This window comes from Limnomicrobium aquaticum, from assembly GCF_040545545.1.
Taxonomy (GTDB): Bacteria; Pseudomonadota; Alphaproteobacteria; order Rhizobiales; family Rhizobiaceae; genus Ensifer_A; species Ensifer_A aquaticum.
In genome coordinates, this window is the sequence record NZ_JBEPMB010000003.1 from 316,126 (window position 1) to 330,327 (window position 14,202).

Consider the following 14,202-nt stretch of genomic DNA (forward strand, 5'->3'; position numbering starts at 1 on the left):
CATGGCACGATCGGTCACCACATCGCGGCGCATTACCTTCACCATCATTGCCTGGGTGATCGCGCTCATCCTCTTCTTCCCGATCCTCTGGACGATCATCACCAGCTTCAAATCGGAAGGCGACGCGATTGCCTTTCCGCCGGTGTTTCTCAACTTCCACTGGACGCTCGACAGCTACCGCGAGGTGCAGGAGCGCTCGGATTATCTGCTACATGTGTGGAATTCGGCCGCCATCTCCTTCGGCTCGACGCTGATTGCGCTGCTGATCTCCATTCCCGCCGCCTGGGCCATGGCCTTCAATCCCGGCAAGCGGACGAAGGACATCCTGATGTGGATGCTTTCGACCAAGATGATGCCGGCGGTGGCGGTCCTCGTGCCCTTCTATCTCGCCTTCAAGAATCTCGGGCTTCTCGACACCAGGCTCGGCCTCATCATCATTCTCACCATGATGAACCTGCCGATCATCGTCTGGATGCTCTACAGCTACTTCAAGGAAATTCCCGGCGAAATCCTTGAGGCCGCGCGCATGGACGGGGCAACGCTCGGCAAGGAGATCGTCTATGTTCTGGCGCCGATGGCGGTTCCCGGCATCGCCTCGACCGTGCTTCTCAACATCATTCTCTCGTGGAACGAGGCCTTCTGGACGCTGAACCTTTCGGCCTCGCAGGCAGCACCCCTTTCCACCTTCATTGCATCCTATTCCAGTCCCGAAGGCCTCTTCTGGGCAAAGCTTTCCGCGGCTTCCACGCTCGCCATTGCGCCAATCTTGGTGATGGGCTGGTTCTCGCAGAAACAGCTCGTGCGTGGCCTCACCTTCGGCGCAGTCAAATAAGGAGACCGACATGGGCAGCATAAGATTGAACAAGGTTTCCAAGGTTTTCGGCGAGATGAAGGTTATTCCCTCCATCGACCTGGAAATCGAAAACGGCGAATTCGTCGTCTTTGTCGGCCCGTCCGGCTGCGGCAAGTCCACGCTGTTGCGGCTGATCGCGGGGCTGGAAGACACGTCCGGCGGCACGATCGAGATCGACGGCAAGGATGTAACCTCGGAAGCGCCGGCGAAGCGCGGGCTGGCCATGGTCTTCCAGTCCTATGCGCTCTATCCGCATATGACAGTGCGCAAGAACATCGCCTTCCCGCTGAAGATGGCGGGCGAGGAGCAGTCGGTGATCGACCGCAAGGTGGCGGAGGCGGCGAAGGTTCTGAACCTCACCGACTATCTGGAGCGCAAGCCCGGTCAGCTTTCCGGCGGCCAGCGCCAGCGCGTCGCCATCGGCCGCGCCATCGTGCGTCAGCCGACGGCCTTTCTCTTCGACGAGCCGCTGTCGAACCTCGATGCGGCGCTGCGCGTCACCATGCGGCTCGAAATTTCCGAACTGCACCAGCAGCTCGGCACGACGATGATCTATGTGACGCATGACCAGGTGGAAGCCATGACCATGGCGGACAAGATCGTCGTGCTCAATCGCGGCAATGTCGAGCAGGTCGGCTCGCCGCTGGAGCTCTACAGCCGCCCGCGCAATCTCTTCGTGGCCGGTTTCATCGGCTCGCCGAAAATGAACCTGATCGAGGGTGCGGCGGCGGCAAGCCATGGCGTCAAGACCATCGGCATCCGCCCGGAACACATCGCCGTCTCGACCACGGAAGGGGCATGGAAGGGCACGGTTGGCGTGGCCGAACATCTCGGCTCCGACACGTTCTGCCATGTGCATACGGACACCGCCGGGACGCTCACCTTGCGCACCGCCGGCGACGCCATGCTGAAACATGGCGACACGATCTACCTGACCCCGGACGAGCGGCGCATCCACAAGTTCAACAATGAGGGACTGGCCGTATGAGCGGGCGCTTACAGGGAAAATCGGCGCTGATCACCGGGTCTGCGCGCGGCATCGGTCGGGCCTTCGCCGAAGCCTATATCCGCGAGGGCGCGACTGTCGCCATTGCCGATATCAATATCGAGCGCGCCGAGGAAACCGCACGCGAGCTTGGGCCACAGGCCTATGCCGTGAAAATGGACGTGACGGATCAGGCCTCCATCGACGCGGCGATTGCCGCCGTCGATGCGCGGACCGGAGGCATCGACATCCTGATCAACAATGCGGCGCTCTTCGATCTCGCCCCCATCGTGGAGATCAGCCGCAAGAGCTTCGACACACTCTTCTCGATCAACGTCGCCGGCACGCTCTTCACGCTGCAGGCGGCGGCGAAGTCGATGATTGCGCGGGGCAGGGGTGGCAAGATCATCAACATGGCAAGCCAGGCCGGCCGGCGCGGCGAGGCGCTGGTGGCGGTCTACTGCTCCACCAAGGCGGCCGTCATTTCGCTGACGCAGTCGGCAGGACTCGACCTCATCAAGCACGGCATCAATGTGAACGCGATTGCGCCGGGCGTCGTGGACGGCGAGCACTGGGATGGCGTCGACGCGCTCTTTGCCAAGTACGAGAACCGGCCGCTCGGCGAAAAGAAGAAACTGGTCGGGAAAGAAGTGCCATTTGGCCGCATGGGAACTGCAAATGACCTTGTGGGCATGGCCATCTTCCTCGCGAGCGCCGAAGCCGATTACATTGTCGCCCAGACATACAATGTCGACGGCGGCAACTGGATGAGCTGAACAGAGAGAAATGCCCGCCAAGCCGGGGAGAAAATCATGACCAGACTTTCCTTAGTCAACCTGCCGAAACTAGCCGAGAAGGCCTCCGTACCGACATATCGGCGCGAGGATCTCACCGCCGGCATTCTCCATTTCGGCGTCGGCAATTTCCATCGCGCGCATCTGGCCGTCTATCTGCATGACCTGTTCAATCAGGGCAAGAACCTCGACTTCGCAATCATCGGCGCCGGCATCATGCCCTCGGACGCCAAGATGAAGGAGGTTCTCAAGGCGCAGGATTATCTGACCACGGTGGTGGAGCAGGATATCTCCCGCTCGGCGGCAACGATCACCGGGCCGATGATAGACTTCATCGCCGCCCCCGATTTCAACTCGATCATCGACAGGCTCGCCGATCCGGCGATCCGTATCGTGTCGATGACCATCACCGAAGGTGGCTATTTCATCGATCCGGCCACGGGCAAGTTCGATCCGAAACATCCGGCCATTGTCGGCGACGCTGCCAACCCGGACCACCCGAAGACGGTCTTCGGCCTGATCATTGCGGGCCTCAAGAAACGCCGCGCGGCGGGTCATCCGCCGTTCACCGTCATGTCCTGCGATAACATTCCGGGCAATGGCGAGGTGACGGAAGCGGCCGTGGCGGGGCTCGCTGCGCTCTCCGATCCAGACTTCGCCCACTGGATCGAGAAGAACGTCGCCTTCCCGAATTCCATGGTGGACCGCATCACGCCGGCCACCGGCAAGCGCGAGATCGATATCGCCCTTGACACCTATGGCATCGAGGATGGCTGGCCTGTCTTCTGCGAAGAATTCAAGCAATGGGTGCTGGAGGACAAGTTCCCGCTCGGCCGCCCGGCGTTTGAGGACGCGGGCGCGGAATTCGTGCCCGATGTCGCGCCCTATGAGCTGATGAAACTCCGCATCCTCAATGGCGGCCATGCGGCCATTGCTTATCCGGCGTCGCTCATGGACATCCATTTCGTCCACGAGGCGATGGAGAACCCGCTGATCAAGGCGTTTCTGGCCAGGCTCGAGCATAACGAGATCATTCCCGTGGTGCCGCCCGTACCGAATACGAGTCTCGCGGACTATTTCGACCTTATCGACCGCCGCTTCTCCAATCCGAAGATCGGCGACACGATCCCGCGTCTGGCGCAGGACGGCTCCAACCGCCAGCCGAAATTCATCCTGCCGGCGACCGCCGCCCGGCTCGCCAAGGGGCAGGACGTCACCGGTCTTTCGCTGGTCTCTGCGCTGTGGTGCAAATATTTCGAAGGCACGTCGGACAGCGGCAAACAGATCGTCTTCAACGACGAGAGCGCCGAGCGGCTGCAGAAGGCGGCGCTGGCTTCGCGCGATGACCCCAAGGCGTTTCTGGCGCTCGGCGATATCTTTGGCGATGTCGGGACGGACCCTCGTTTTGTCGAGAGCTTTTCCAAGGGGCTGGCGAGCCTGCGCGCCAAGGGGACGGCGGCGACACTGTCGGATTATGTCGACGGCAAGCTCTGAAGGCTTGAGGCGATGCGAGGCGACGGCGACCTGCTGGTAATCTTCGATTGCGACGGGGTTCTCGTCGATAGTGAGCCGATCGCGCTTTCGGTCCTCGGCGAAATGCTGAAGGACCAGCAGGTGACGCTAACCGACGAGGAGATCGCGGACAGGTTCCTCGGCCGCAGTCTCGGGGCGGTTGCGAAGATCGTCGAGCATGAATTCGCGCATCGTCTGCCGGAGGATTTTCCGGCGATGATCCGCCGGCGGCTTTTCGCCCGCTATGAGACCGAACTCCTTCCGATGCCGGGCATTCACACCGCGCTTCAGGGGCTTGCCGAACGCGGTGTCGCAACCTGCGTTGCTTCCTCCAGCCTGCCGGAGCGGATCGAAAAGAGCCTTGCCGTGACCGGGCTTACTCAAGCCTTCGGGTCAAAAGTCTTCAGCGCGAGCATGGTGAAGGCTGGCAAGCCGGCGCCCGATCTGTTTCTCCACGCTGCTCGTCAATGCGGTTTTTCGCCGGCAAATTGTATTGTGATCGAAGACAGCCCGGCCGGCATCGAGGCGGCGCGGGCGGCGGGCATGCGCGTGCTCGCCTTTGGCGGCGGGGGGCATGCGCAATCGGCTGCCTTCCGCCAGAAGATTGCAGCATTGAAGCCCGATGCATGGTTTGACGCCATGGCGGATTTGCTGCAGTTTGTCGACGGGTTGAGGAGTGCGGAAGACAGCCTTCATGGGTGAGTTTATCGTTGCGGTGGACGTGGGGACCGCCAGTGCAAGGGCAGGGGTCTTCACGCTGGACGGCCGCCAGTTGGCGCGCGCCGTTTCACCCACGCGGGTGCTTGAGCCGCAGGCCGGACATTACGAACAGGTCAGCGACGAAATCTGGCAGGCGGTGATCCAAAGCGTGCGTTCTGCCTTGCACGAGGCGCAGGTCGACCCCGCCGAGGTTGCTGCCATTGGCTTCGACGCCACCTGCTCGCTGGTTGTGCGCGATAGCGAAGGTCGGCCTTTGCCGGTCACCGCAGGCGGTGCGGCGGAAGCCGATACCATGCTCTGGATGGACCATCGCTCGATCGATGAGGCGGAAGAATGCTCGATCGATGATCCGCTCGTCACCCGCTTTGGCGGCAAGCTGTCGCCGGAAATGCAATTGCCGAAGCTGCTCTGGCTGAAGCGCCATCTGCCGGAGGTCTGGGCGCGCATGGGCTCCGCCTTCGACCTCTGCGACTACCTGACATGGTGTGCCACGGGGCGAGCCACGGGCAGCAACAGCCATTCACATTCGTCGCTTTCATCCAAATGGGGTTACGGCCCGGCGGCACCCGGTGCGCGGCCGGATGATTTCTATTCCAGGATCGGCCTTGGCGATCTCGCCGAAAAGGCCGGCTTGCCGGCGCGGTCGCGCGCGCCCTATGAGACGGCCGGGCGGCTAAGTCCCGCAGCGCAGGCGGAGCTTGGCCTTGGCCCCGATTGTGTCGTCGCCTCCGGGCTCATCGACGGTTACGCCGGCGCCATTGGCGTCTTCTGCGGTGCCGATCTGGCAACGCTGGAACGCAAGGCGGCGCTGGTCGCAGGCACCTCGACCTGCGTGGTCACCTTCACCGGCCACGAATTCAACCATCCCGGCTGCTGGGGCGGCTTTCGCGATGCCGGCCTGCCGGGCCTCTGGCTCATGGAGGCGGGGCAATCGGCCTCCGGCGCGCTGCTCGACCACATCATCCGCACGCACCCCCAAGGCGGGGTGCCGACACGGGAGAAGCATCTGCAGCTGCTCGATCATATTGCCGCTCGCGTGGCAGAGTTGGGCGTGGGTTATGGATTGCCACTTGCCATCCTGCCCGATTTTCACGGCTCGCGTTCACCGGTGCCGGATCCCGCCCAGACCGGCCTGATGGCAGGACTGACGCTCGACGAAAGTTTCAACGGACTGGCGCAGCTCTACTGGCGCGCCTGCATCGCGCTGGCCTGCAACATCCGCCAGATCGTCGAGCATCTGCCGCAGGGCGGGCAGATCGAGAGCCTGTTCATGACGGGCGGCTTTGCCGGCCATCCGCTGATCCCGCAGCTCTATGCCGATGTGACCGGCCGGACGATCCGCCTCCACGAGGGGCGCGACGCGGTCCTGCTCGGAACGGCGGTCAATGCAGGGCTGGCGGCAGGGCTCTATCGCGATCTCGCTGACGCCTCCACTCGCATGACACCAGCGACGAAGGCGGTCACGCCACGTCCCGAGGCGGCAAGGGCTCACGAACGCGACTACGCGATCTTCCTCGCCCTGCAGCGCCAGCGCGCCGAGCTTGCCGAACTCATGCGCCAGCCGGGTTGAAAGCCTCGCGCAAGTCCTTGGCGGCATTGTGTGTGTTGAGACATGCACGCTTGCCCCGCGTGTACCCCAAGGACCCGCATCGATGACCAGTTCCACAGCCCGGACCGTGAAGGAAGACGCGCGTGCGCTTTACTACCTCGGCCTGAAGGAAAAGGCGGAAGGCCGGCTGGAACGGGCCATAGAATTCTTCGATGCAGCCCTTGCGGCTGAGCCCGATTTTCCCGAAGCGCTCTGCTCGGGCGGCTTTATCCTGCAATCGACGGGACATCATGAAGGGGCGCTGGCTTTTTACGGCCGTGCCATCGAACTCGCTCCCGATTATTTCGATGCACTGTTCAATCGCGGCTGCCTGCAATTTGCCCTCAACCGGCTCGATCTGGCGGCGGCCGACTTCGCCCGCGCGGTTGCGCTTGCGCCAAACGATGCCGGCGCAAAATCCAATCTGGGCGCCGCGCTTTATCAGGGCGGCAAACTGGCCGAGGCGGTGGACATGCTGCAGAAGGCGCTTGCGCTCGATCCGGCTCTGGTCGAGGCCGAGTTGAACCTTGGCAGCGCACTGCGCCGGCTTGGACGGGATGACGAGGCGCGCGAGGCCTTCATGCGCGCCGCCCTGCTGAAGCCTGATTGTGCTGAGGCCTATTGCGGGCTTGGTGTCGTCGCGCGCGCCAAGGGTGAGTTCCGCGAGGCGATGGACTATTACGACTGCGCGCTCGCCTTCGATCCGAAGCTCGAAGAGGCACTGAGCTGCAAGGGCAGCCTGCAACTGCTTCTCGGGCAATTCGAAGAGGGATGGGAGGGCTACGAGAACCGCTGGATCGACAGCCAACGGCCGATACCGAGCTCCGACATGCGCTTCGATGTGGCGCGGCCCGAAACCATGGCGGGCAAGCGCGTGCTGGTCGTCAACGACCACGGACTGGGCGATACGATCCAGTTCTTCCGCTATGTGAAGCTGCTGGCGGACAATGGCGCCGACGTGACCTTTGCGGGGCCTGCCAAGATGAAGCGGTTGCTCGCGACGTCGGGCGCGCAGGTCGCATGGCGCGACACGAACGACTTTACCGGCGCCTTCGACGCGACGATTGCCATCAGCTCGCTGCCGCGCGCCTTTTCCACGGTTGAAAAGACGATCCCCGCAGCGGTGCCCTATCTTTCAGCCGAAGCGGAACTGGTAGACCTCTGGCATGCGCGCATGCCGGGCGCTGGCTTCAAGGTCGGCCTCTGCTGGCGCGGCAGCCAGGATTTTCGCGTCGATCTGCGCCGGTCCATCCCGCCGCAGGCACTTGCGCCGCTCGCAGCACTTCCCGGTGTCGCGCTCTATGCCCTGCATATGGATGTGGGGGCAGACGAGCTTCCGGAGACGGTCGCGCGAGGAATTCAGGTCTTCGGCGACGGTTTCGATCGCGGACCGGACGCCTTTGTGGACACGGCCGCCGTCATGGCCAATCTCGACCTCGTCGTCACCTGCGACACGTCGATTGCGCATCTCGCCGGTGCGCTTGGCCGCCCGGTCTGGGTGGCGCTCCGCCATGTCGCGGAATGGCGCTGGATGCTGGAGCGCACGGATTCGCCCTGGTATCCGACCATGCGCCTGATGCGGGCAGGCGCGGGTGACGACTGGTTTGAACTTTATGAACGTATTGCCGAATCGATTGCTGTGCTCGCACAAGAAAAGGAAAAAGACTGATGATCGAAGTGCCGATCTCCTGGGGTGAACTCGTCGACAAGATCACGATCCTCGAAATCAAGTCCGAACGCATGGACGACCCGAAGAAGCTCGCCAATGTGACGCGCGAATTGTGGCTCCTCAACCGCAAGCTCTCGCCGGTCGCCACGCAGGTTTTGCGGCTCAAGCTGCGCCTCAAGGAGGTCAACACCGCGCTCTGGGACATCGAGGACGAGATCCGCGATTGCGAGCGCGAGCAGAATTTCGGCCCCCGCTTCATCGAACTCGCCCGCGCCGTCTACGTGACCAATGACCAGCGCGCGGATGTGAAGCGCGAAATCAATTTCGCGCTGTCCTCGGAACTGGTCGAAGAGAAGTCATATCGGCCGTATGCGTGAGACCATCCTCTCCCCTTGTGGGAGAGGAAGCGATTTCAACATCTTAGCGTCAGCTAAGTGTTAGAAATCGCAGGCGAGGGGTCAGCCCCTGCCGTGGACTCCGAACACCCCTCACCAAGCCTGCCACGCCAATCGGCTTCGCCTCTTGGGGCAGGCTATCCTCTCCCACAGGGGGAGAGGAGGGGTTCACACAATCCCGCCGCCTGCACCGGACACAGCCGGACGTTCGGCCGCCACCTTGGCGCGATAGCCGGAGGCGCGATAGGCAGTGACGGGGTCGATCGCTGCGCCCTTTTCCAGACGCGCCATGGCGAGGATCGGCTCGACATCGGTGCGGAACGCCTTTTTCAGCGTGTTCGTCGCCATGAGGGCGTCGTTCTCTTCCTGGAAGCCTTCGAGCGCCTTGCGGTCGACGAGAAGCGCGGCGGCATAGGCGCGCTGCACTTCCATGGCCGAGACCATCAGGCTTTCGATCGGGTCGGTGACGTTGTGCGACTGGTCCAGCATGTGGGCCGGGCTGAAGCCCGCGGCACCCCGCATTTCCGCATCCACCAGTTCGTTGAAGACGAGGAAGAGGCGATAGGGGTCGATGGAGCCCGTATCGAGGTCGTCGTCGCCATATTTCGAATCGTTGAAATGAAAGCCGCCGAGCTTCTTTGCCTGAATGAGGCGGGCGACGATCATCTCGATATTCACGTTCGGCGCATGGTGGCCGAGATCGACGAGGCAGTAGGCCTTGGGGCCCAGCGCTTCGGCGATCATGTAGTTGGTGCCCCAGTCCTGCACGACGGTCGAATAGAAGGCCGGCTCGTACATCTTGTGCTCGGTGAAGATGCGCCAGTCGTCGGGAAGCGCCTTGTAGACGCTGCGCATCGCTTCCAGATAGCGCTCGAACTGCTTCGTGAAATTCGTCTGGCCGGGGAAGTTGGAGCCGTCGCCGATCCACACCGTCAGCGCCTTGGAGCCGATGGCCTTGCCGATCTCGATGCACTCGATGTTGTGCTCGGCCGCCTGTTGCCGTGTTGCGGCATTTGCATGCGAGAGCGAGCCGAACTTGTAGGAATGCTTCTGGCCCGCCTGGTCCTGGAACGTGTTGGAATTCATCGCGTCGAAGGTCAGGCCGGTCTCTTCCGCCTTGGCCTTGAGTGCTGCGGGATCGGCCTTGTCCCAAGGAATGTGGAGCGAAACGGAGGGCGTCGCCCCTGTCAGGCGATGAATGACGGCGCAATCATCCATCTTGTCGAAGATGTTGCGCGGCTCGCCGGCGCCGGGGAAGCGGGCAAAGCGCGTGCCACCCGTGCCGACGCCCCAGGACGGAACGGCGACGCCGTAGTGTGCGACCTTCGCCTTGATGGCGTCGATGTTGATGCCGCGGCGGGAAAGGTGTTCGCCAAGCGCCGCATAATCCGCCTTGAGTGCGGCGGATGCCTTGTCGTTCTGAGCGTCCACGACGCTCTTGTCGATTTGTGTCATGGGAATTCCTCCTCTTGGCGTTTACCCCTCACCAAGCCTGCCAAGCCAATCGGCTAACGCCTCTTGGGGCAGGCTATCCTCTCCCACAAGGGGAGAGGAGGGCGTCGCCTTTATCGCGTGAATGCCTGGACGTTGCCGGCGTCCACGTTGATGATATTACCCGTCGACTTGGCCGAGGCCTCGGAGGCGAAGAAATAGGTCGCTTCCGCGATGTCTTCCGGCAGGACCGAGCGCTTCAGCATGGAGCGCTGGCGATACATTTCCTCCAGCCCTTCCTTGTCGGTCTTGTAGGTCGAGGCGCGCTGGTCGAGCCACTCGCCGGACCAGATCTTCGAGCCGCGCAGCACCGCGTCAGGATTGACGACATTCACGCGAATGCCAGCTTCCGCACCCTCCAGCGCGAGGCAGCGGGCGAGGTGGATTTCGGAGGCTTTTGCCGTGCAATAGGCGGACGCATTCGGCGAGGCGGCAAGGCCGTTCTTGGAGGCAATGAAGATCACGGAGCCGCCGATCCCCTGGCTGCGCAGAACCTTGAACGCTTCACGCGACACGAGGAAATAGCCGGTCGACAGGATCGACATGTTGCGGTTCCAGAGATCCAGCGAGGTTTCCTCTACCGGAGCAGACGACGCGATGCCGGCATTCGACACCACGATATCGACGCCGCCGAACTCGACCGACATGTCGGCATAGGCCGATATGACGCCCGCTTCGTCGGTGACGTTCATTTTCACCGGGCGCACGACATCCTTGCCATAGCGGCCGGCAAGATTGTCGATGGTCGCGGCAAGTGCTGCCTCATCGATATCGGCGAGCACGACGCAAGCGCCTTCGGAGAGCAGCCGGGCGGCCGTGGCCGAGCCGATTCCGCCAGCACCGCCGGTGACGATGGCGATGCGCCCGGCGAGCGACTTCGGCTTGGGCATGCGCTGGAGCTTTGCTTCCTCCAACAGCCAGTATTCGATATCGAAGGCTTCCTGTTCCGGAAGGCCGACATAGGTCGAGACCGTGGAAGCACCGCGCATGACGTTGATGGCGTTCGTGTAGAATTCGCCGGAAATGCGGGCCGTCGCCTTATCCTTGGCAAAGGTGATCATGCCGACGCCGGGGACGAGATAGACGATCGCGTTGGGGTCGCGGAGCGCTGGGCTGTCGGGATGCTTGCAGCGTTCGTAATAGGCCGCATAGTCCTTGCGATAGGCCTCCACGCTGGGCGCGAGGCTTTCAAGCGTCGCGGCAATATCGGGCTTGGCCGGGTCGAAATCGACCACCAGCGGACGGATCTTGGTGCGCAGGAAATGGTCCGGGCAGGAGGTGCCGAGTGCTGCGAGCGCTTCCATGTCCTTCGCGCAGACGAATTGCAGGACGGCATCCTGGTCGTCGAAATGGCCGACCATGTGGGCCTCTTTCGAGATCATGCCGCGAATGGCGGGCATGAGGCTCGCAGCAACGGCGCGGCGTTCGGCCGGAGCGAGTGCCTTGTGCTTCTCGCCGCCGAAGATGGCCTTGCCGGCGGTTTCCGTCTCGAACCAGGCAATCGCCCGGTTGATGATGTCGATGGTCAGCGCATAGCAGGCTTCGGCATCGTCATCCCAGGTGAACAGGCCGTGGCTTTCCAGCACGACACCCTTGGCGGTCGGGTTTTCGAGGCAGAACTTTTCAAGCCACAGGCCCAGTTCATAGCCCGGACGCTTCCAGGGCAGCCAGCCGATTTCGCCGCCGAAGATCTTTTGCGTCAGTTCCTTCGAATTGGCGGAAGCCGCAATCGCGATGATGGCGTCCGGATGCATGTGGTCGACATGCTTCCTCGGCACATAGGCATGCAGCGGCGTGTCGATGGAGGCGGCGCGCGCATTGAGGTTGAAGGTGCAATGCGGCAGGTAGCCGACCATCTCGTCTTCGAACTCGACGCCGCGATAGATGCCCTTCAACGCCCGCAGCTTGTCCATGTAGAGGGTGGCGAACCCGTCCATCTTGATCGTGCCGACGTCGCCGCCCGAGCCCTTGACCCAGAGAACTTCAACGAGGTCGCCCGTCAGCGGGTCCTTCTGCATCACCTTGGCTGACGTATTGCCGCCGCCATAGTTGGTCACGCGCTTGTCGGACCCGAGGAGATTCGAGCGATAAAGTAGAAGTTCAGGCTCGCTCATGCCGCTGGCGCGCGCCTTATCCCACAGGTTTTTCAGCCGCGAACCGGCGTCAGATGTCGACATGTCTTCCTCCCAGCGTCAAACGCATGTGTCTAAGATTTGCGGTATCGATGCGGCAAATCACGACGCAAGTCAATCGATTTCGATCATTATCAATCATATTGCAGCGCAATATGACGATTTTTGATTGATTGTGATTGACAACTTTAAAAATCGATGAATATGTTCAGCGCAGGGAGGAATTCATGCACGAGAAAGAGCGCCATCGCATCATTCTGTCAGCGGTCCAGGAAAAGCCTGTCGTGACCGTCGGCGAAATGGTTGAACTGACGGAATCGTCTGAAGCGACGATCCGCCGGGACATTGCGACGCTGCATGTGCAGAAGAAGCTGCGCCGGGTGCGCGGCGGGGCAGAGGCGATCAATCCGCCGGCCTTTCCCGGCCTTGCCGGCCGGCCCTATTCCGTCAATGAAACAATCAATATCGCTCAAAAGCGCGCGATTGCGCTGAAGGCGGTCGAGCTCTGCGCCGATGGCGACCCGATCATCATCAATGGCGGCACGACGACCTTCCAGATGGTGCATCTGCTGGCAGCGCGCCGCATGCAGATCTTCACCAACTCGTTTCCGATTGCCGAACATCTGCTCAAGAATTCCAAGAACACCATCATGCTGTCGGGCGGCGTGCTCTATCGCGAGCAGAACATTATTCTGAGCCCCTTCGAGAACGACGTGACGCGGAATTTCTACGCCAAGCGCATGTTCATGGGGGCTCAGGGCCTCAGCAAGCTCGGCCTCATGGAGGCCGATCCGCTGCTGATCCAGGCCGAGCAGAAGCTGATCGGGCAGGCGGACGAACTGGTCGTGCTCGCCGACTCTTCAAAATTCAAGAAGCGTTCCAGCCTGGTGCTCTGCCCGCTGGACCGCGTGACGACAATCATCACGGATGACGGAATTCGCGACGAGGACCGACAGATGCTGGAGGAAGCGGGCGTCGGCCTGATCGTCGTGGATAAAATAGCCAAGGAACAGGCCCCGATCGTGGCGTGACGCCAGGCGGGGGGAACTTCAACGGGAGGACTAAACATGAAACTTCTTCAGAAACTCGCAATCTCGACGGCCATTGCCGCCGCACTCATGGCCGGACCGGCTTCTGCCGCCGAGAAAATCGCGCTCGTCGTCAAGTCGCTCGGCAACGGCTTCTTCGACGCCGCTGCCAAGGGTGCTCAGGAAGCCGCCAAGGAACTCGGCGGCGGCATCGAGGTCATCTATACCGGCCCGACTTCGGCCACGGCTGAAGGCCAGATCGAAATCATCAATTCGCTCATCGCCCAGAAGGTCGACGCGATTGCGATTTCCGCCAATGATCCGGACGCGCTCGTTCCGGCGCTCAAGAAGGCCATGGATCGCGGCATCAAGGTCATTTCCTGGGATTCGGGCGTCGCCAAGGGCGGCCGCATGATGCATCTCAACCCGTCGGACACGAACCTGATCGGCGAAACGATCATCAAGCTCGCCGCCGACCACCTGCCGGATGGCGGCGAAGTGGCAATCCTGTCGGCTTCGTCCACGGCGACCAACCAGAACGCCTGGATCGACGCCGCCAAGAAGATCCTGCCGACCAAGTTCCCGAAGATCAAGCTCGTCACCGTCGCCTATGGCGATGACGACTCGGTCAAGTCGACCAACGAAGCCAAGGGCCTGATCTCGTCCTATCCGAACCTGAAGGCAATCATTGCTCCGACCACGGTCGGCGTCGTGGCTGCCGCTCAGGTCGTGACCGACCAGAAGCTGATCGGCAAGATCAACGTCACCGGTCTCGCGCTGCCGTCGGAGTTCAAGAAGTTCATCGACAACGGCGCGTCGCAGGGCGTGGCGCTGTGGAACCCGATCGATCTCGGCTACTCGGCCGTCTACATCTCCGACCAGCTGATCAAGGGCAAGAAGGCTGAACCGGGTGCGTCCTTCTCGCTCGGCAAGGTCGGCTCGATCAAGCTCGACGACACGAACTCGGCAGCCATGGCGGCTCCCTACCAGTTCGACAAGTCGAACATCGAGAAGTTCTCGAAGATCTACTGAGCC

General features: G+C 62.0%; 12 protein-coding genes. 10 read left to right on the plus strand and 2 right to left on the minus strand.

The features are described 5' to 3' along the window. The first annotated feature begins 1 nt into the window (after window position 1). The 8 genes from ABID16_RS13105 (at window position 2) to ABID16_RS13140 (ending at window position 8,498) form a co-directional block, all read left to right on the plus strand. Window positions 2–832: a carbohydrate ABC transporter permease gene (locus ABID16_RS13105; protein ID WP_354556793.1), complete on the plus strand. Its 831-nt coding sequence runs from the start codon at window positions 2–4 to the stop codon at window positions 830–832. Window positions 833–842: 10 nt separating this feature from the next. Beyond that, entirely contained in the window at window positions 843–1,841 is a 999-nt protein-coding gene (locus ABID16_RS13110) for an ABC transporter ATP-binding protein (RefSeq protein ID WP_354556794.1), read from the plus strand. Further along, on the plus strand, window positions 1,838–2,614 hold the full coding sequence (locus tag ABID16_RS13115) for an L-iditol 2-dehydrogenase (protein WP_354556795.1): 777 nt from the start codon (window positions 1,838–1,840) through the stop codon (window positions 2,612–2,614). Before ABID16_RS13110 ends, ABID16_RS13115 begins: the two co-directional genes overlap by 4 nt. Window positions 2,615–2,647: 33 nt before the next feature. Beyond that, a complete protein-coding gene (locus tag ABID16_RS13120) occupies window positions 2,648–4,126 on the plus strand; it encodes a mannitol dehydrogenase family protein (RefSeq protein WP_354556887.1) in 1,479 nt (492 codons plus the stop codon). A gap of 12 nt (window positions 4,127–4,138) precedes the next feature. Further along, a complete protein-coding gene (locus ABID16_RS13125) occupies window positions 4,139–4,846 on the plus strand; it encodes an HAD family hydrolase (protein ID WP_354556796.1) in 708 nt (235 codons plus the stop codon). Beyond that, complete coding sequence (locus ABID16_RS13130; protein ID WP_354556797.1) at window positions 4,839–6,434, plus strand: FGGY family pentulose kinase; 1,596 nt, start codon at window positions 4,839–4,841, stop codon at window positions 6,432–6,434. Before ABID16_RS13125 ends, ABID16_RS13130 begins: the two co-directional genes overlap by 8 nt. A gap of 82 nt (window positions 6,435–6,516) precedes the next feature. Beyond that, window positions 6,517–8,121 (plus strand): tetratricopeptide repeat protein, encoded by a 1,605-nt coding sequence (locus ABID16_RS13135; protein WP_354556798.1) that lies wholly within the window; start codon window positions 6,517–6,519, stop codon window positions 8,119–8,121. Continuing rightward, window positions 8,121–8,498, plus strand: coding sequence for a DUF6165 family protein (locus tag ABID16_RS13140; protein WP_354556799.1), 378 nt, complete (start codon window positions 8,121–8,123; stop codon window positions 8,496–8,498). The genes ABID16_RS13135 and ABID16_RS13140 overlap by 1 nt, the downstream gene beginning before the upstream one ends. Window positions 8,499–8,684: 186 nt before the next feature. Here the strand turns inward: ABID16_RS13140 and rhaI are convergent, their stop codons facing one another. After that, a complete protein-coding gene (gene rhaI / locus ABID16_RS13145) occupies window positions 8,685–9,971 on the minus strand; it encodes an L-rhamnose catabolism isomerase (protein ID WP_354556800.1) in 1,287 nt (428 codons plus the stop codon). A 110-nt stretch (window positions 9,972–10,081) separates the two neighbouring features. Beyond that, window positions 10,082–12,184 carry a bifunctional rhamnulose-1-phosphate aldolase/short-chain dehydrogenase gene (locus ABID16_RS13150; protein WP_354556801.1) on the minus strand — a complete coding sequence of 701 codons (2,103 nt, stop codon included), beginning with the start codon at window positions 12,182–12,184 and terminating at the stop codon, window positions 10,082–10,084. A 182-nt stretch (window positions 12,185–12,366) separates the two neighbouring features. Here ABID16_RS13150 and ABID16_RS13155 point away from each other — a divergent pair, with 182 nt between their 5' ends. Continuing rightward, on the plus strand, window positions 12,367–13,170 hold the full coding sequence (locus tag ABID16_RS13155; protein WP_109854711.1) for a DeoR/GlpR family DNA-binding transcription regulator: 804 nt from the start codon (window positions 12,367–12,369) through the stop codon (window positions 13,168–13,170). A gap of 36 nt (window positions 13,171–13,206) precedes the next feature. Beyond that, window positions 13,207–14,199: a rhamnose ABC transporter substrate-binding protein gene (gene rhaS / locus ABID16_RS13160; RefSeq protein WP_354556802.1), complete on the plus strand. Its 993-nt coding sequence runs from the start codon at window positions 13,207–13,209 to the stop codon at window positions 14,197–14,199. Window positions 14,200–14,202: the final 3 nt, after the last annotated feature.

Bases quoted from the DNA above. Each gene is read 5' to 3' on its own strand.
- ABID16_RS13105 (WP_354556793.1), top strand. From the start codon at position 2: ATGGCACGATCGGTCACCACATCGCGGCGCATTACCTTCACCATCATT.
- ABID16_RS13140 (WP_354556799.1), top strand. From the start codon at position 8,121: ATGATCGAAGTGCCGATCTCCTGGGGTGAACTCGTCGACAAGATCACG.
- ABID16_RS13115 (WP_354556795.1), top strand. From the start codon at position 1,838: ATGAGCGGGCGCTTACAGGGAAAATCGGCGCTGATCACCGGGTCTGCG.
- ABID16_RS13150 (WP_354556801.1), bottom strand. From the start codon at position 12,184: ATGTCGACATCTGACGCCGGTTCGCGGCTGAAAAACCTGTGGGATAAG.
- ABID16_RS13135 (WP_354556798.1), top strand. From the start codon at position 6,517: ATGACCAGTTCCACAGCCCGGACCGTGAAGGAAGACGCGCGTGCGCTT.
- ABID16_RS13130 (WP_354556797.1), top strand. From the start codon at position 4,839: ATGGGTGAGTTTATCGTTGCGGTGGACGTGGGGACCGCCAGTGCAAGG.
- rhaI (WP_354556800.1), bottom strand. From the start codon at position 9,971: ATGACACAAATCGACAAGAGCGTCGTGGACGCTCAGAACGACAAGGCA.
- ABID16_RS13125 (WP_354556796.1), top strand. From the start codon at position 4,139: ATGCGAGGCGACGGCGACCTGCTGGTAATCTTCGATTGCGACGGGGTT.
- rhaS (WP_354556802.1), top strand. From the start codon at position 13,207: ATGAAACTTCTTCAGAAACTCGCAATCTCGACGGCCATTGCCGCCGCA.
- ABID16_RS13155 (WP_109854711.1), top strand. From the start codon at position 12,367: ATGCACGAGAAAGAGCGCCATCGCATCATTCTGTCAGCGGTCCAGGAA.
- ABID16_RS13110 (WP_354556794.1), top strand. From the start codon at position 843: ATGGGCAGCATAAGATTGAACAAGGTTTCCAAGGTTTTCGGCGAGATG.